The sequence below is a fragment of the Streptomyces sp. NPDC046870 genome, from assembly GCF_040704595.1.
Classification (GTDB): Bacteria; Actinomycetota; Actinomycetes; order Streptomycetales; family Streptomycetaceae; genus Streptomyces; species Streptomyces argyrophylli.
Genome location: NZ_JBEYXM010000001.1, coordinates 693,273 through 708,042, shown reverse-complemented (window position 1 = coordinate 708,042; position 14,770 = coordinate 693,273). Strand labels below are relative to the sequence as shown.

Sequence of the window (14,770 nt, the reverse complement as noted above, 5' to 3'; positions counted from 1 at the left end):
ACTTAGACCCTCGAACCCCTTCGAGGGTTACGTTCGCATCACTGTGATCTGCGTCTCTTGCATATGTCCTTTAGGTGCGCAAGAGCCCCGATACGGCGATCGGGGCTCAAGCGTAAGGATGATGCGCGAGCCTTGTGAAGAGCTTATGTGAGGCTCGCGCCGGACTCCAGGGGGACCGGGACATCCGCCCCGGCAATTGCCGCCGCCCTACCGGAAGGCCCGCAGCCGCAGGCTGTTGGTCACCACGAACACCGAGGAGAAGGCCATCGCCGCCCCCGCGATCATCGGGTTGAGCAGCCCCGCGGCGGCCAGCGGCAACGCGGCGACGTTGTAGCCGAAGGCCCACACCAGGTTGCCCTTGATGGTGGCCAGCGTCCGCCTCGACAGCCGGATCGCGTCCGCCGCCACCCGCAGGTCCCCGCGCACCAGCGTCAGGTCGCCGGCCTCGATCGCCGCGTCCGTGCCGGTGCCCATGGCCAGGGCCAGGTCCGCCGTGGCGAGCGCGGCGGCGTCGTTCACGCCGTCGCCGACCATGGCCACGGCCCGTCCCTCGCGCTGGAGCCGTCGTACGACGTCCACCTTGTCCTCGGGCAGCACCTCGGCGTGGACGTGCGCGGGGTCGATGCCGACCGTGCGCGCGACCGCCTCGGCGACGGTCCGGTTGTCCCCGGTGAGCAGCACCGGCGTCAGTCCCAGCGCCCGCAGCTCACGGATCGCCTCGGCGCTGGTCTCCTTGACCGCGTCGGCGACGGCGAGGACCCCGCGGGCCCGTCCGTCCCAGCCCGCCACGACGGCCGTACGACCCTCCTGCTCGGCCTCCCGGGCCGCGCGGGCCAACTCCTGCGGGAGGTCGTCGTAGAGGCGCCCCACGGCCACCTCACGGCCGTCCACACGCCCGCGCACGCCCCGGCCGGGCACGTTCTCGAAGTGTTCGACCGGCGGCAGCGCTCCCGCGCGTTCCTGGGCGCCGGCGGCTACGGCACGGGCCACGGGGTGCTCGGAGGCGTGCTCCAGGGCGCCCGCGAGCCGCAGCAGCTCCTTGTCGTCCTCGCCCTCGGCGACGTAGACCGCCTGGAGGCGCATCCGGCCGGTGGTGACCGTGCCGGTCTTGTCCAGGACGACCGTGTCCACGCGGCGGGTGGACTCCAGCACCTCGGGGCCCTTGATGAGGATGCCGAGCTGGGCTCCGCGCCCGGTGCCGACCATCAGCGCGGTCGGGGTGGCCAGGCCGAGGGCGCAGGGGCAGGCGATGATCAGCACGGCGACGGCGGCGGTGAACGCGGCCGCGGTGTCGCCGGTGACGCCCAGCCAGACGCCGAAGGTGCCGAGCGCGAGGAGGATGACCACGGGCACGAAGACGGCGGAGATCCGGTCGGCGAGCCGCTGCACCTCGGCCTTGCCGTTCTGCGCGTCCTCGACCAGCTTCGCCATCCGGGCGAGCTGGGTGTCCGCGCCGACCCGGGTGGCCTCCACGACCAGCCGGCCGCCCGCGTTGACCGTGGCGCCGGTGACCCGGTCGCCCGGGCCGACGTCCACCGGCACCGACTCGCCGGTCAGCATCGCGGCGTCCACCGCGGAGACGCCCTCCACGACCGTGCCGTCGGTGGCGATCTTCTCGCCGGGGCGGACGACGAACCGGTCGCCGACGGCCAGGGACGACACCGGTATCCGTACCTCGCGGCCCTCGCGCAGCACGGCCACGTCCTTGGCGCCCAGCTCCATCAGCGCCTTCAGGGCGGCGCCGGCGCGGCGCTTGGAGCGGGCCTCCAGATAGCGGCCGAGCAGGATCAGCGCGACGACTCCGGCGGCCACCTCGAGGTAGATCGTGGAGGCGCCGTCCATGCGGGAGACGGTGAGACGGAACTCGTCGTGCATGCCGGGCATGCCGGCGTCGCCGAAGAACAGGGCCCACAGCGACCAGCCGAACGCGGCCAGCGTGCCGACCGAGACGAGCGTGTCCATGGTGGCGGCGCCGTGCCGGAGGTTGGTCCAGGCGGCCCGGTGGAAGGGGGCGCCGCCCCAGACGACGACCGGCGCGGCGAGGGTGAGCGAGAGCCACTGCCAGTTGTCGAACTGGAGCGCCGGGATCATCGAGAGCAGGACCACGGGGGCGGCGAGCAGCACGGAGACGAGCAGGCGGTGGCGCAGGGCCCCCGGTTCGGCGTCCGGTGCGGGGGTGTCCGGTTCCGTCGCGGGCGCGGGCCGGGGCGGCGGCGGCTCCTCGGCGGTGTAGCCGGTCTTCTCCACGGTGGCGATCAGGTCGGCGACCCGGACGCCGTCGGCGAAGGCGACCTTGGCCTTCTCGGTGGCGAAGTTGACGGTGGCGCTGACGCCGTCCATCCGGTTGAGCTTCTTCTCCACCCGGGCGGCGCAGGAGGCACAGGTCATCCCGCCGATGAGCAGCTCGACCTCGGAGGTGGTGCCCGTGGCCGCGGCTGTGCGAGCGGCTTCTGCGGTGGTGCTGGTCATGTCCGGACTCCAGACATCGGACCGGACCGTACGGATCCAGTATGAGCTGGTCGGCACGGTCCGGGTCGGGGAACGGGAAGGTCTTCCTCAGGCCTGGCCGGCCAGCTCGAAACCGGCCTCGTCCACGGCGGCGCGCACGGCCTCCTCGTCCAGCGGGGCCTCGGAGACGACGGTCACCTCGCCGGTCGACGCGACGGCCTTCACCGAGCTGACGCCCGGGATCTGGGAGATCTCGCCGGACACGGAGCCCTCGCAGTGGCCACAGCTCATGCCGGTCACCTTGTAGACGGTGGTGACGGAGCCCGTGATGTCGGTCTGAGCGGTCATGTCGTTACTCCTCGTCGAGGTGTTCGGGGCCAGTGGGGTCCTTGGGGGGTTCCCCGGCGTGGCCATAGTATACCCCTAGGGGGTATGGAGCCAGCGTGACATCCCCTTCGCGCGGGAGGGGTCGCGGGCCCGGCCGGAGCAACTCGCGGGCGGCACGCCATAACTCCGCACGGGGCACGTCCGTTTTATGTGGGTGCGGGTAAGTGCCCGCGATGATGTCAGGAAGGCAGGAAACCAATGAGACGGACTACCCGAAACGGTGTGTTCGCCGTCGCCGCCGCGTCCGGCGCGATGGTCGTGGCGTTCCCGGTGTCCGCCGCCTTCGCGGCCGACGGGGCCGGTGCCGAGGCAACGGCGGCCGGCTCGCCCGGGGTGCTCTCCGGCAACAACGTCCAGATCCCGGTGCACGTGCCGGTGAACATCTGCGGCAACACCGTTGACGTAGTGGGGCTGCTCAATCCGGCCGCGGGGAACACCTGCGTGAACGGCGGCGTGGCGAAGGCCGCCGGTGCCGGGAAGAGCGGCACGGCGAAGACCGGCGCCGCCGGGACCGGTGGCGCGGCGAAAGCCGGCGGGGCGGGCGACACCGGCGCATCGGTCGCGTCCGGTGGGGCGTGGGCCCACGGCAGCACCGCGGACTCGCCGGGACTGCTGTCGGGCAACGGCCTGCAGCTTCCGGTGGACGTGCCGGTGAACGTCTCCGGGAACAGTGTCAACGTGGTCGGTGTGGGCAACCCCGTGTTCGGCAACCACTCGGTCAACGAATCCGGCGATCACTCCGTCCGGACCCCGCACACCGCTGTCCCGAAGCCGCGGGCTCACAAGCCTCCGGCTTCCGTCCCGTACCACCCCGCCCCGCGTCCCGTGGCGTCCTCGCTGGCCCACACCGGAGCGGACCTCACGGCTCCCGCCCTGGCGGGCGGCGTCGCGCTCATCGTCACGGGCGGCATTCTGTACCGCCGCTTCAGCGGGGCCCACGCCCGCTGAGGCGGCTCACGCGTCCGCCGGGTGTCCTTCGGTCGGACAGGCGCTGCGGGCCCACCGTGTCCTCCTCCGGGCCCGCAGCGCTGGACCGGCGACGCGTCGGTCCCGCACCGGCCCCGTCCCGCGGGACCGAGGGCCGCGTGTGCCCACGCGGCCCTCGCGAAGCATCCGCCGTCCCTGCTTCCGGCCCACCAGCCGGCGGGCCGCGCAGGCCGGGCGAGAACCGGCGCGTGACTCCGGATGCGCCGTGTCGTTGAAGGAGTGCGTTCCCTTCGGTCAGGGCCCCGGAAGTCAGGCGAAGAACTTCCGGGGCCCGTGACATGTTCCGACCGGTCCGGGAACCGCGGAACTCCGCCGCGTCATGCGGAGAGGCAGCCGGTGACCAGGTGCACACGGAGCCCGAAGGCGCATCCCCGTCCGGCGGCGGCATCGCATGGCAAAGGGCACGCACAGACCCCGAGACACGCCGCATGCGAGGGCATGGGCGTGGTCTCGACGGAAGGGTCCGTGCGTGCCCGCGGCCGAGCGCGGCGTCAGAACGCCTGGTTGTTGCAGCCCATGTCCGAACCGAGGTGGCTCTGCTGCGCGCCGGGGTTGCCTTCACCGTTCAGCAGGTTGCCCGCCAGGCCGGTGATCGCACCGATGCTGCCGATCACCTCGATGTTCATGTCGTGCGAGCGGCACTCGACGCCCTGCGTGATGTCGATGTCGTGGCCCGGCTCACCATGGGCGGAGGCGACGCCGCCGCCGAAGGAGCCGACACTGCCGAGGACGGCGCCCACGAGGACCGCCTTGTGAAACGTGCGCATGGGTTCTCCGTTGGTTGAGAGGACGCGATCTGCACCAGATCGGGTCGGGGTTTCGGTGAGGCTGTCAGCCGAGCCGGGGGAGCCCCAGCTGGCCGACGGGTGGCGCCGCGACCTGCCCGAGGCCGACCGGAGCCAGTTCCGGCACGCTCCCCGGCGTGATCTGCGGGTTGAGGAGCGGGTTGATCTGAGGGTTCACCTGCGGGTTCACCTGCGGGGCGACGTGGGCCGGAGGCTCCGGGGCGAACGTCTGGGGCACCGCCACCTGCGGGGCGACCTGCGGCATGACCTGAGGCATGACCTGGGGCACCACCTGCGCCCGCTGCGGGGGAGCGGCTTGGACCGGCTGCGGGGGAGCGGCCTGCTGCGGGTAAGGCGTGGTGGAAGCCTGTGCCGTTCCGAGCGACGTGGCCGAGGCCGTGGCGTAACCGGTCGGCTGCTGCGGCGCCGGCGGCGCGTACTGGGGTGCCGGCGCGGGCTGCGCGTACTGGGGAGGCGGGGCCTGCTGGGGTGCGGGTGCGGGCTGGGCGTACTGCGGTGCCGGCTGTGCGTACTGGGGAGGCGGGGCCTGCTGTGGGGCCGGCGCCGGCGGTGCGTACTGGGGTGCCGGCGCGGGCTGCGCGTACTGCGGCGGCGGGGCCTGCTGGGGTGCGGGTGCGGGCTGTGCGTACTGCGGTGCTGGCTGTGCGTACTGGGGAGGCGGGGCCTGCTGTGGGGCCGGCGCGGGCTGTGCGTACTGCGGTGGCGGGGCCTGGTACGCCGGATACTCGGGAGCCGGCGCCGGAGACGGACTGCCAGGCGCGACGAGCGTGTCGGCGTGGCCGACGCCGACGCCGATGGCGGACAGACCGCCGGCCGCCGCTACAACGAGCGCGGCCTTGTGAAGCTTGCGCATGAAACCCTCGGCCCTTCGATACCTGAAACATTGCATTCAGCGCGGTCGCGTGCGGCGGGTGCGGCATTCGCGCTGCACGGTCAGCCGGTGATGCTGATCAGCACGCGGACTTCGCGTCGGAGCCGACAGCGAATCCCCGCGTCCCTCTTCGGGCTGACGGCCGCTGCCCCTCTCCCCGTTGGAACGACGACTCCTCGCTGTGGTCACGGGCCTTGAGAGCCGTCACCCGTTTGCCCGCCGACGGGCGGCGCTTAGTGCCACGGGCCTTGGGTCAAACGGGTGACCCCCGAAGGGGTGCCGTATCTGAGCCCGCTCCCGACTCGTTCCTCAGACGCCGAGCGGGATGCTCCATCGCCGCCGCACCGAGGGCAGCAAGAACAGCGACAACTGGGCTGCCGTATCGGCATTTCACCAGGTTCCGTGCACAGGTCAATGAAGGGCCGAGGATTCCATGCGCAAGCTTCAGCACGTCGCGCTCGTCGTCGCAGCAGCCGGTGGTCTGTCCGCCGTCGGCGCCGGCCCCAGCTCCGCCGCCACTCCCGCCGCCTACAACGGGGCCGCGCCGCCACCCGTTTCGCAGCCGGACGCCCAGGCCGCCGCGGCCACCTCGTCCCAGGCGACCGCGCAGACGTACGGCTCACCGGCCCAGCGGCAGGCGCCCCCTCAGCGGGGCACCGAGATCGCCCCGCAGATCAACCCGCAGCTGAACCCGCAGATCAGTCCGCAAGTCACCCCGCAGGCCCCGCAGTCGCAACAGGGCGCCCCGGTACACCAGAACAACCTGTTCCGTCCGTACCAGGAGTGCAGCCCGCAGTCGTTGCTCGACGCGAACGTCCCGGTCGCCCTGCTCGCGGCGTCCGAGACGCGCGGCGTCGACTGCACGCAGGCCAACAGCCAGGCGAACTCCCTCGCCAGCGCGACCGCGATGCGGCAGTAGCGCTGCCCGTACGGCCTTTCGGGTCATTGCTGTTGCGAGCTTGCGAATTCGGCGCGTCGATGTCCGTTTTGGGATACTTCGTATTAGTCTCCCGTAACTGAGACGAGTCGATCGAACGCAGATCGCACTCACCCACATCCACTCGGAGATGACATGCGCAAGCTTCGCAACGTTGCCGTCCTGGTCGCCGCGCTCGGCACCATCGGACTCATGAGCGGCACCGCCCACGCGGGCGAGGGTGGCGGCAAGGGCGGTGACCACGGCGACAAGTTCAAGATCTCGCAGAGCTCGCAGTGCAAGTCGCACGACCTGAACCTCGACGTCCTCGGTGAGGTCGGTCTGCTCGACGGCGTCCTGGGCAACGCGCTGAACGGTGAGGGCAACCCGGGCGCCCAGGCCACCAACATCGGCTCGACGATGGGCTGCAACAACAGCGCCTTCTAAGAGCCTGTCCGGCGCGGCAGGCGCCGGACGATCAATGGTCCCGGCAACCGAGCGTCATGCAGGGTGCCGGGACCATCGACGTACCAGTCTTCACGAACGCATGAAAGCCGGTCTTTCGCAGATCGCGATCCACCCTCACTTCACGGGAGATGACATGCACAAGATCCGCATGGCTGCCGTCCTGGTCGCCGCAATCGGAAGCGTCGGGCTCCTGGGCACCGGCGCCGCCCACGCAGGCCAGGGCTGGGGCAAGGGCGGCGACAAGTTCGACGTCGAGCAGCGCAGCACCTGTAGGTCGCACGACCTGAACCTCGACATCCTCGGCGAGGTCGGCATCGGCAACGGCCTGGGCGGCAACCTGGCGAACGGCGAGGGCAACCCGGGAGCGCAGGCCACCCACCTCGGCTCGACGATGGGCTGCAACAACAGCTTCGGCGGTTAGTGGAGCGGACCTCGATTCCCGGTGCCCCGGCCATCGGCCGGGGTACCGGGAATCTGCTGTGTCCGGCGCGTGTGCGGCCGTAGGTGCGGACAACGTACGTCCGCGGAAACCGAAATGCCGGGCCGGGGTCGCTCCCGGCCCGGAACGCGCCGGCGTTCCTCAGAACTCGACGTGCGGCTTCTTGAAGCCCTTGGGCAGCTCCGCCCTGTTGGAGCAGTCGACCACCTGTCCGACGCTGGCGGACCCACCGCTCGTCAGTTCGTCCTCCGGGAACACCACGCGCGGCCGGTCGGCCGTCGAGCAGTTCTGCTCCTGATTGAGGGTGTGGTCGCCGTCCTTGTCGGTCCGGGTCTCGTTCTTGCGAACGCAGACGGTGCCCCCCTGCGCGGTGGTCTCGCAGCCACCTGGCCGCGCGTCCGCGTGCGCGTGTGCGCCGCCGACGCACACCAGGGCGAGACCGCCGACGAGCCCGGAGACGGTGGCGATCTTCTGCAGACTGAACATGTGTTGTTCTCCTTTACGACGGAGGCCCGGGCGCCTGTGCCGTTCACCGGCGTGCGCCCGGGCCCGAGAAGGTCGGAACAGGCCATCCCTGTGCCTGGTGCGTCGCGAACCGGACGCGTAGGCGGGACGGCGGCAGCCCGGACGCGCGCTTCGCCGCGCGTCCGGGCTGAGGTGGTGCTGGGGTGTCACTCGGCACACCGTCGAACGGATCGAGCCGGTGCAGGACCGGAACGTCGGGTTCGTGCGTTGTGCATCAGGCTTCCGGAGAAGGTCGATGCGCCCGTTGCCGTGGCGCCGAGACGACAGGCCCCGTTAGGTCCTCACTCGCCCTCGTGGTCGCCCTCGTGGTCGCCCTCGTGCTCCCCGTAGCCCTGCTCGGGCTCGGCGTACCTCTGCTCCTCCGGCTGGGCCTCCTGCTTGTCCTGCGGCTGCACGTAGTAGCCGCCACCGACGGCCACGGCGTTCGCCGACGAGTTGGCCACGGCGGTGACCTCGGGAGCCGAGTCGTCGCCGCCGTAGGCGAAGCCGACCCCGGCGCCGAGGGTGGACAGTCCCATAACCGCCGCCGCTACGATTGCAGCGCGCTGAAACGTACGCATGTTTGACCCTTTCTGACCCAGGCACGATGCCCGGCTTGACTACTCGCGGTGAGCTTATGCGCACGCAGAGTAGTAATTCAGGATCTACACTCCACATGTCGCGGTAGTCCCTCTTATGCCGTAGGGGCACCGTGAGGCGTCGGCCGGGAAGCGGCGGGTTCCGGGGTCAGCGCCACAGGGCGGGCGACTCCGGCCGGCCGTCGGTCTTCTCGGTCTCGGGCACTCCCCGTGTCGTGGGGTCGCAGGTCACCTCGGGTCCGAGCCGCGTCTGGCCGTTGCCCAGGGCGGCGGGCAGGGTCAGGGGTTCCACCTTCTGGCAGTTCTCCTGGTGGGGGATGTCACCGTCCTCGGGGACCTCGCCGGTGATCCGCTGGGTGCAGGTGAGGGTCCCCAGGAGGTCCCGCGTGCAGGTCCCCGGGCCGGTCCCGGCGTACGCCTGGGCGGCGCCGGCGACGGTCAGGGCGAGGCCCCCGAGCAGCCCCGAGACGGCCACGATCTTCTTCGTGCTGAACATGTGATGCGTTTTCCCTCTGTCAGGGTGCCCGGGTGGCCGGGCACCGTGGGCCCCGGGCACCGGCCGCGCCGGGTTCTGTCTTCGACGCTCGGATGGCTCCGGGCTCAGCCGGTGAAAGCGTTGTTGTACTGGCCGCAGGTGGTGTCCATGGTGTCGGCGAGACCGAGGACGGCGACCGGGATGTCGTTCTCGGACACCGTCTGCGGGCTGCACTCCTGGTAGGGGCGGTAGAGGTCGTTGACCTGCAGCCCTCCGCCGGAGGTGTCGGCAATGGCGGTGCCGGCGCCGATGGCCGACAGGCCGCCGGCCGCCACTGCTGCGAACACGACCTGCTGAAACTTGCGCATGGAACCCTCGGTTCTTTGCTTGTTCGTTGAGGCTAAGTTGCCTAGTGTGACCGTCCAGATACTAGCAGTAACAAACGGGTTGTTCCGTGCTGGACGGCTGTGTCCCGAGGGGGCGGGGACCCGGACGGCGACGTGTTCGCCAAATGCCCGAGCCGTAAGTGCGTTGGCGCTCGCGGTGAGACGCCATGCCGCGTGGGGCCGTACGGGCGGGACGCGGTGCGCGCGTCAACACGCGGAGGACGACGGGTGGTTGCGTCAGGAGAACACCGGCTCCGCGACGCGCAGGTCATCGCGTGCCGACGCGGAGGTGATCAGGTCCCGCAGCCCCTCGACATACCGTCGTACGTTCTCGTGGGCGACGTCGGTGTCCGGGTAACGGCAGGCGAGCCACAGTCCTTCGTGCAGCCGGTTGACCCAGACGCACACCTGGTCGCCGTAGGACACCCGGATCAGTCCGTACGCCTTCCTCTCGGTCCAGCGGGCCGAGCCGGGAGTGGGGCGGGCGTCCACGTACGACACGATCGAGTACATGTCGGGCGATGTGGGGCGGAAGTCCGCGCCGAGCAGGCGCAGTACGCGGGCCAGCGGGATGCGCGCGAGCGACCGGTTCGCCCGCAGCTCGGCGCGGACGGCGGTGAGCGCCTCGTCGAAGTCCCGTGTGGCAGGCACCTCGATCGGCGCGCCGCCGACGTACCAGCCCACGGAGTCCGACCATGCGCGCTTCAGCCGGGTGTGGAACGGGACGACCGTGCGGTAGTACGGGTGCCCACCGAGCTCGTGGACGATCAGGCTGGTCGCGGCCAGCAGGCCCACCAGGCTGCCGCCGTGGGGCCGGCAGCGCTTCTCGAAGGCGGCGGCCGCGTCCGCGTCGAGGAGCGGCTCGCACATCAGCTTCTGGGCGGGCAGTGCGGTGCCGGGTCGCAGACCGAGGTCGACGGGGAACTCCGGCAGCCTTCCGTCGCACCGGCTGATGAACGCCCGCCAGCGCGCGACGATCGCGTGGGTGTCGTCGATCCCGTCCGCGTTCGCACGCTCCTGCTCGCTGAAGTCCACGTAACTCCCCACAGCCGCAGCGGTGGTGGGCCGACCCGTGACGCCCGCTGTGTACAGTTCGTGGATCTCTTCCGGGATGCGCTGGAGGGAGTAGGCGTCGACATTGGTGTGGTCGAAGACCGCGTACACGCTGGTGGCGTCGTCACGGACGACGGCCGCGTAGATGAGGTTCGGCCAACCGAGCGCGTCCGCCGCGACGTCGAACCGGTCCTGCATGTACCGGACCAGCGCGTTCGCGTCGGTGAAGTCGCCGATCACCTCACGGTGCAGTGCCACGTCCTTCTCGGCGAGCGTGAACCGGCGCAGTTCGTCGCCGGCCCACCGGAAGCCGCTGCGCAGCGTCTCGTGCCGCACCGTCCAGTGACGCAACGCCCGTTCCAGCACGTCGAGGTCGGCCCGGCCCGGCAGGTCGAAGGCCGTGCCCAGCCACGTCGGTACGAACAGTCCGTCCGCGCGTACCGACCGTGCCGTCCTGACGTGTGACTCCTGGATGTACGCCGGCGGCCGCGGGTCCGTGGGCAGTGCAGACGCCGCCGTGATGGTCGCCGGGCTGAACGTCCACTCGACGAGCCGTCCGGGCCGGACCTCGCAGCGCTGGATGTCAGAAATTCGCACAGTGGCGTCTCCTTCGCAGAAGACACCAGCTTGATCAAGGGGGAGCCGTGCGCGAGCGGTGGCCGTTGTGTCGCGGGCTTTTCAGCGGGATGTGTGACGCCTCGAACGGCGAAGCGAGCCCTCTTCCCGGCGGGGACCGGCCCGCGACCGGTGTTCGCCGTCGGAACCGTGGTCCGCGACCGCGGTCGTGCGAACTCGCCGTCGGCATCGCGACTTTCAGCGGCGGTGGCCGGACGTCCTAGCCTTCGCACAGGTTCCCGGAAGGAGCGTGTATGCGAGCCGTGGTGTTCGAGGAGTTCGGAAAGCCGGCCGAGGTGCGGGAGGTGCCCGACCCGGAGCCCGCGGAGCACGGGGTGGTCGTCCGCGTCGAGGCCACCGGACTGTGCCGCAGCGACTGGCACGGCTGGATGGGGCACGACCCGGACATCACGCTGCCGCACGTGCCGGGGCACGAACTCGCCGGTGTGGTCGAGGCGGTGGGCGCGCGGGTGACCGGCCGGCGGCCCGGCGACCGGGTCACCGTGCCGTTCGTCTGCGCCTGCGGCGGCTGCCCGTCCTGCGCGGCGGGCGACCAGCAGGTGTGCGAGCGCCAGACCCAGCCCGGGTTCCACCACTGGGGCTCCTTCGCCGAGTACGTCGCGCTCGACCACGCCGACGTCAATCTCGTCGCGCTGCCGGACGACATGGCGTACGCCACCGCCGCCGCCCTCGGCTGCCGCTTCGCCACCGCGTTCCGGGCCGTGGTGCAGCAGGGCCGGGTGGCGGCGGGGGAGTGGGTCGCGGTGCACGGCTGCGGCGGGGTCGGTCTGTCGGCGGTGATGATCGCGGCGGCCTCGGGGGCCCGGGTGGTCGCGGTCGACGTGTCTCCCCGGGCGCTGGAGCTGGCGCGGACGTTCGGCGCCGCCGAGTGCCTGGACGCGACCGGCGTGTCCGACCCGGCCGCCGTCGTCCGGGAGCTGACCGGCGGCGGCGCGCACCTCTCCCTCGACGCCCTCGGCTCGCCGGCCACCTGCGCCGCCTCCGTGAACGGTCTGCGCCGCCGCGGCCGGCACGTCCAGGTCGGCCTGCTGCCCTCGCCCGACGGCACCACCCCGGTCCCGCTGGCCCGCGCGACAGCCCTGGAGCTGGAGCTCCTCGGCAGTCACGGCATGGCCGCCCACGCCTATCCCGGCATGCTGCACCTGGTGCGCGCCGGCGTGCTGCGCCCGGACCTCCTGGTGACCCGGAGGATCCCTCTCGACGCGGCTCCGGCGGCGCTCGCGGCGATGGACACGGCGCCGGGCGCGGGCGTCACGGTCATCGAGCCCTGGAGCTGAGAGCCCGGCGCCCCCGGCTTCACCGCTGCCCGGCACCGTGTCCGCGGGAGCGCCTCAGTCCTCTCTGCGGCCGCGGTTGCCGGGACGGGAGGCGACCCAGGCGCGGACGGTGTCGGCGTACCAGTAGGGCTTGCCGCCCTCGACGTGGTCGGGCGGGGGCAGCAGCCCGTGCTTGCGGTAGGACCGTACGGTGTCCGGCTGCACCCGGATGTGCGCCGCGATCTCCTTGTAGGACCAGAGCCTTCGGTCGGCCATGCGTTGCACCTCCCCGCGCGCACCACGGCGGCGACCGGGAAGGGCCACCGGGGGGACCGGGCGCTGCGCTGATCACAAACCTGCGCCTGGTGAACGACGCTGCGTGACCGACGGGGCCTCCCTGTCGACCGGGTGTGACCGAGAACCCGCGTGCACGTGACATGTGTGACAGGAGGGCGGTCTTTGTGACACGACGGCCACACAAGGCGCCCCGGTGACGCCGCCCCCGGACGGGGACTAGTCCGAATGTCTGGACAAAACATTGACATGGCTCGGCCTGCGGGACTAGAAAGCCGGGGAGAGCCATGACGAAGGGAAGCCGATGGCCTACGACCTGATCACCATGGGGCGGATCGGGGTGGACCTCTACCCGCTGCAGACCGGTGTCCCGCTCGCCCAGGTGTCGTCCTTCGGCAAGTTCCTCGGCGGGTCGGCGACGAACGTGGCGGTCGCCGCGGCCCGCCTCGGCCGGCGCACCGCCGTGATCACCCGCACCGGCGACGACCCGTTCGGCACCTACCTGCACGAGGCGCTGCGCGGCTTCGGCGTCGACGACCGCTGGGTCACCCCCGTCCCCGGCCTGCCGACTCCCGTCACCTTCTGCGAGGTCTTCCCGCCGGACGACTTCCCGCTCTACTTCTACCGGCAGCCCAAGGCCCCCGACCTGGAGATCGACGCCCACGAGCTGGACCTGGACGCCATCCGCGAGGCCCGGATCTTCTGGGTCACCGGCACCGGCCTGAGCGAGGAGCCGAGCCGTACGGCGACCCTGGCGGCCCTCGCCCACCGCGCCAAGGCGGGCAGCACCGTCTTCGACCTCGACTGGCGCCCCATGTTCTGGTCGGACCCCGGCGCCGCCCGCCCCTTCTACGCCGAGGCCCTGCGCCACGCCACCGTCGCCGTCGGCAACCTGGACGAGGTCGAGGTCGCGACCGGAGTGCGCGAGCCGCACGCCGCCGCCCGCGCCCTGCTGGACGCCGGGGTCGATCTGGCCGTCGTCAAACAAGGGCCCAAGGGGGTACTGGCCGTCAACCGGAAGGGCGAGTCGGCCGAGGTCCCGCCCCTGCCCGTCACCGTCCTGAACGGACTCGGCGCGGGGGACGCCTTCGGCGGCTCCCTCTGCCACGGCCTGCTGGCCGGCTGGGACCTGGAGACGATCATGCGGCACGCCAACGCGGCCGGCGCCATCGTCGCCTCCCGCCTGGAGTGCTCCTCCGCGATGCCGACCCCGGACGAGGTGGCCGCCGCGCTCGAGGCCGGAGCGGTGCTGTGAGGGCCGGCCGCGTCACAGGCACGCACCCCGAGGGCGGCTCCGGCTCCGGTACCCCGGCAGACGCTTCCCGCGAAGGCGCCGCAGGCACCCCGCGCCGGGGTGTCGACGTGGGGGAACTCGTCCGGACCCGCACCCGGCATCCCGAGGCGATCGCGGAGGCCGCCGCCCGGCGGGCCCGCAGACCGCTGCTGAACGAGAACGGGCGGCTGATGATCGTCGCCGCCGACCACCCGGCCCGTGGCGCGCTCGGCGTCGGTGACCGCAAGCTCGCCATGGCCAACCGTGCCGACCTGCTCGAACGCCTCTGCCTCGCGCTGTCCCGGCCCGGCGTCGACGGCGTCCTCGCCACCGCCGACATCCTGGACGACCTGCTCCTGCTCGGCGCCCTGGACCACAAGGTCGTCATGGGCTCCATGAACCGCGGCGGTCTGCAAGGGGCCAGCTTCGAGCTGGACGACCGGTTCACCGGCCACCGCCCGCAGGACATCGAGCGCCTCGGCTTCGACGCCGGCAAGCTGCTGCTGCGCGTCGACTACAGCGACCCCGGCTCCCTGCGCACCCTGGAGTCCACGGCCCGCGCCATCGACGCGATGGCCGAGCGCCGGCTGCCGGTGTTCGTGGAGCCGTTCATCAGCCGCCGTACCCCCGAGGGGAAGGTGAAGAACGACCTGTCCGCCGAAGCGGTCACCCGGTCCATCGCCATCGCCTCCGGCCTCGGCGGCTCCTCCGCCTACACCTGGCTGAAGGTGCCGGTCACCGAGAACCCCGACGACATGGCCCGGGTCATGGAGACCTCCACCCTGCCCGCCGTGCTGCTCGGCGGGGACATCGGCGACTCGCCCGAGGACCAGGTCGCCGCGTACGAGAAGTGGCGCGGCGCGCTCCGACTCCCCACCGTGCGCGGCCTGGTGGTAGGCCGCTCGCTGCTGTACCCGGCGGACGGCGATGTGGCCGCCGCCGTGGACACCGCCGTAGGACTGCTGTGAGGGC

At 71.7% G+C, this 14,770-nt stretch carries 17 protein-coding genes; 7 read left to right on the top strand and 10 right to left on the bottom strand.

What is annotated here, in order from left to right:
• Window positions 1-207 precede the first annotated feature (207 nt).
• Window positions 208-2,469 carry a heavy metal translocating P-type ATPase gene (locus tag AB0946_RS03170; RefSeq protein ID WP_366758891.1) on the bottom strand — a complete coding sequence of 754 codons (2,262 nt, stop codon included), beginning with the start codon at window positions 2,467-2,469 and terminating at the stop codon, window positions 208-210.
• 87 nt (window positions 2,470-2,556) lie between these two features.
• Complete coding sequence (locus AB0946_RS03165; protein ID WP_366758890.1) at window positions 2,557-2,796, bottom strand: heavy-metal-associated domain-containing protein; 240 nt, start codon at window positions 2,794-2,796, stop codon at window positions 2,557-2,559.
• Between the two features lie 237 nt (window positions 2,797-3,033).
• On the opposite strand from AB0946_RS03165, the gene AB0946_RS03160 reads away from it, so the two are divergent.
• The gene (locus tag AB0946_RS03160) at window positions 3,034-3,783 is read left to right on the top strand and encodes a chaplin (RefSeq protein WP_366758889.1); all 750 of its coding nucleotides are present in this window, start codon (window positions 3,034-3,036) and stop codon (window positions 3,781-3,783) included.
• 530 nt (window positions 3,784-4,313) lie between these two features.
• Here the strand turns inward: AB0946_RS03160 and AB0946_RS03155 are convergent.
• A complete protein-coding gene (locus AB0946_RS03155) occupies window positions 4,314-4,589 on the bottom strand; it encodes a hypothetical protein (RefSeq protein WP_366758888.1) in 276 nt (91 codons plus the stop codon).
• A gap of 64 nt (window positions 4,590-4,653) precedes the next feature.
• Complete coding sequence (locus tag AB0946_RS03150; RefSeq protein ID WP_366758887.1) at window positions 4,654-5,481, bottom strand: hypothetical protein; 828 nt, start codon at window positions 5,479-5,481, stop codon at window positions 4,654-4,656.
• Window positions 5,482-5,932: 451 nt separating this feature from the next.
• Here AB0946_RS03150 and AB0946_RS03145 point away from each other — a divergent pair, with 451 nt between their 5' ends.
• From AB0946_RS03145 to AB0946_RS03135, 3 genes are all read left to right on the top strand, one after another.
• A complete protein-coding gene (locus AB0946_RS03145; protein ID WP_366758886.1) occupies window positions 5,933-6,418 on the top strand; it encodes a hypothetical protein in 486 nt (161 codons plus the stop codon).
• A gap of 153 nt (window positions 6,419-6,571) precedes the next feature.
• Window positions 6,572-6,862, top strand: coding sequence for a hypothetical protein (locus tag AB0946_RS03140; RefSeq protein WP_366758885.1), 291 nt, complete (start codon window positions 6,572-6,574; stop codon window positions 6,860-6,862).
• 154 nt (window positions 6,863-7,016) lie between these two features.
• Complete coding sequence (locus tag AB0946_RS03135) at window positions 7,017-7,304, top strand: hypothetical protein (protein WP_366758884.1); 288 nt, start codon at window positions 7,017-7,019, stop codon at window positions 7,302-7,304.
• A gap of 159 nt (window positions 7,305-7,463) precedes the next feature.
• On the opposite strand, the gene AB0946_RS03130 is transcribed toward AB0946_RS03135, so the two are convergent.
• The 5 genes from AB0946_RS03130 to AB0946_RS03110 all read right to left on the bottom strand — a co-directional run bounded on the left by AB0946_RS03130 (window position 7,464) and on the right by AB0946_RS03110 (window position 10,936).
• Window positions 7,464-7,808: a hypothetical protein gene (locus AB0946_RS03130; protein ID WP_366758883.1), complete on the bottom strand. Its 345-nt coding sequence runs from the start codon at window positions 7,806-7,808 to the stop codon at window positions 7,464-7,466.
• 320 nt (window positions 7,809-8,128) lie between these two features.
• A complete protein-coding gene (locus tag AB0946_RS03125) occupies window positions 8,129-8,365 on the bottom strand; it encodes a hypothetical protein (RefSeq protein ID WP_366758882.1) in 237 nt (78 codons plus the stop codon).
• Between the two features lie 208 nt (window positions 8,366-8,573).
• Complete coding sequence (locus AB0946_RS03120; RefSeq protein WP_366758881.1) at window positions 8,574-8,921, bottom strand: hypothetical protein; 348 nt, start codon at window positions 8,919-8,921, stop codon at window positions 8,574-8,576.
• A 104-nt stretch (window positions 8,922-9,025) separates the two neighbouring features.
• Complete coding sequence (locus tag AB0946_RS03115; protein WP_366758880.1) at window positions 9,026-9,268, bottom strand: hypothetical protein; 243 nt, start codon at window positions 9,266-9,268, stop codon at window positions 9,026-9,028.
• A 255-nt stretch (window positions 9,269-9,523) separates the two neighbouring features.
• Window positions 9,524-10,936 carry a condensation domain-containing protein gene (locus AB0946_RS03110; protein WP_366758879.1) on the bottom strand — a complete coding sequence of 471 codons (1,413 nt, stop codon included), beginning with the start codon at window positions 10,934-10,936 and terminating at the stop codon, window positions 9,524-9,526.
• A 272-nt stretch (window positions 10,937-11,208) separates the two neighbouring features.
• On the opposite strand from AB0946_RS03110, the gene AB0946_RS03105 reads away from it, so the two are divergent.
• On the top strand, window positions 11,209-12,252 hold the full coding sequence (locus tag AB0946_RS03105; protein ID WP_366758878.1) for a zinc-dependent alcohol dehydrogenase family protein: 1,044 nt from the start codon (window positions 11,209-11,211) through the stop codon (window positions 12,250-12,252).
• Window positions 12,253-12,306: 54 nt separating this feature from the next.
• On the opposite strand, the gene AB0946_RS03100 is transcribed toward AB0946_RS03105, so the two are convergent.
• On the bottom strand, window positions 12,307-12,507 hold the full coding sequence (locus AB0946_RS03100) for a MerR family transcriptional regulator (protein ID WP_103810279.1): 201 nt from the start codon (window positions 12,505-12,507) through the stop codon (window positions 12,307-12,309).
• Between the two features lie 322 nt (window positions 12,508-12,829).
• Between AB0946_RS03100 and iolC the strand changes: the two genes are divergently transcribed.
• Both iolC and AB0946_RS03090 read left to right on the top strand, forming a co-directional pair.
• Entirely contained in the window at window positions 12,830-13,780 is a 951-nt protein-coding gene (gene iolC, locus AB0946_RS03095; protein ID WP_366758877.1) for a 5-dehydro-2-deoxygluconokinase, read from the top strand.
• A 107-nt stretch (window positions 13,781-13,887) separates the two neighbouring features.
• A complete protein-coding gene (locus AB0946_RS03090; RefSeq protein WP_366758876.1) occupies window positions 13,888-14,766 on the top strand; it encodes a deoxyribose-phosphate aldolase in 879 nt (292 codons plus the stop codon).
• The last annotated feature ends 4 nt before the right edge of the window (window positions 14,767-14,770 follow it).

Coding starts and splice junctions, on each gene's coding strand:
- AB0946_RS03170 (WP_366758891.1), bottom strand. CDS start 2,469: ATGACCAGCACCACCGCAGAAGCCGCTCGCACAGCCGCGGCCACGGGC.
- AB0946_RS03100 (WP_103810279.1), bottom strand. CDS start 12,507: ATGGCCGACCGAAGGCTCTGGTCCTACAAGGAGATCGCGGCGCACATC.
- AB0946_RS03145 (WP_366758886.1), top strand. CDS start 5,933: ATGCGCAAGCTTCAGCACGTCGCGCTCGTCGTCGCAGCAGCCGGTGGT.
- iolC (WP_366758877.1), top strand. CDS start 12,830: ATGGCCTACGACCTGATCACCATGGGGCGGATCGGGGTGGACCTCTAC.
- AB0946_RS03115 (WP_366758880.1), bottom strand. CDS start 9,268: ATGCGCAAGTTTCAGCAGGTCGTGTTCGCAGCAGTGGCGGCCGGCGGC.
- AB0946_RS03160 (WP_366758889.1), top strand. CDS start 3,034: ATGAGACGGACTACCCGAAACGGTGTGTTCGCCGTCGCCGCCGCGTCC.
- AB0946_RS03120 (WP_366758881.1), bottom strand. CDS start 8,921: ATGTTCAGCACGAAGAAGATCGTGGCCGTCTCGGGGCTGCTCGGGGGC.
- AB0946_RS03135 (WP_366758884.1), top strand. CDS start 7,017: ATGCACAAGATCCGCATGGCTGCCGTCCTGGTCGCCGCAATCGGAAGC.
- AB0946_RS03130 (WP_366758883.1), bottom strand. CDS start 7,808: ATGTTCAGTCTGCAGAAGATCGCCACCGTCTCCGGGCTCGTCGGCGGT.
- AB0946_RS03165 (WP_366758890.1), bottom strand. CDS start 2,796: ATGACCGCTCAGACCGACATCACGGGCTCCGTCACCACCGTCTACAAG.
- AB0946_RS03155 (WP_366758888.1), bottom strand. CDS start 4,589: ATGCGCACGTTTCACAAGGCGGTCCTCGTGGGCGCCGTCCTCGGCAGT.
- AB0946_RS03140 (WP_366758885.1), top strand. CDS start 6,572: ATGCGCAAGCTTCGCAACGTTGCCGTCCTGGTCGCCGCGCTCGGCACC.
- AB0946_RS03150 (WP_366758887.1), bottom strand. CDS start 5,481: ATGCGCAAGCTTCACAAGGCCGCGCTCGTTGTAGCGGCGGCCGGCGGT.
- AB0946_RS03105 (WP_366758878.1), top strand. CDS start 11,209: ATGCGAGCCGTGGTGTTCGAGGAGTTCGGAAAGCCGGCCGAGGTGCGG.
- AB0946_RS03125 (WP_366758882.1), bottom strand. CDS start 8,365: ATGGGACTGTCCACCCTCGGCGCCGGGGTCGGCTTCGCCTACGGCGGC.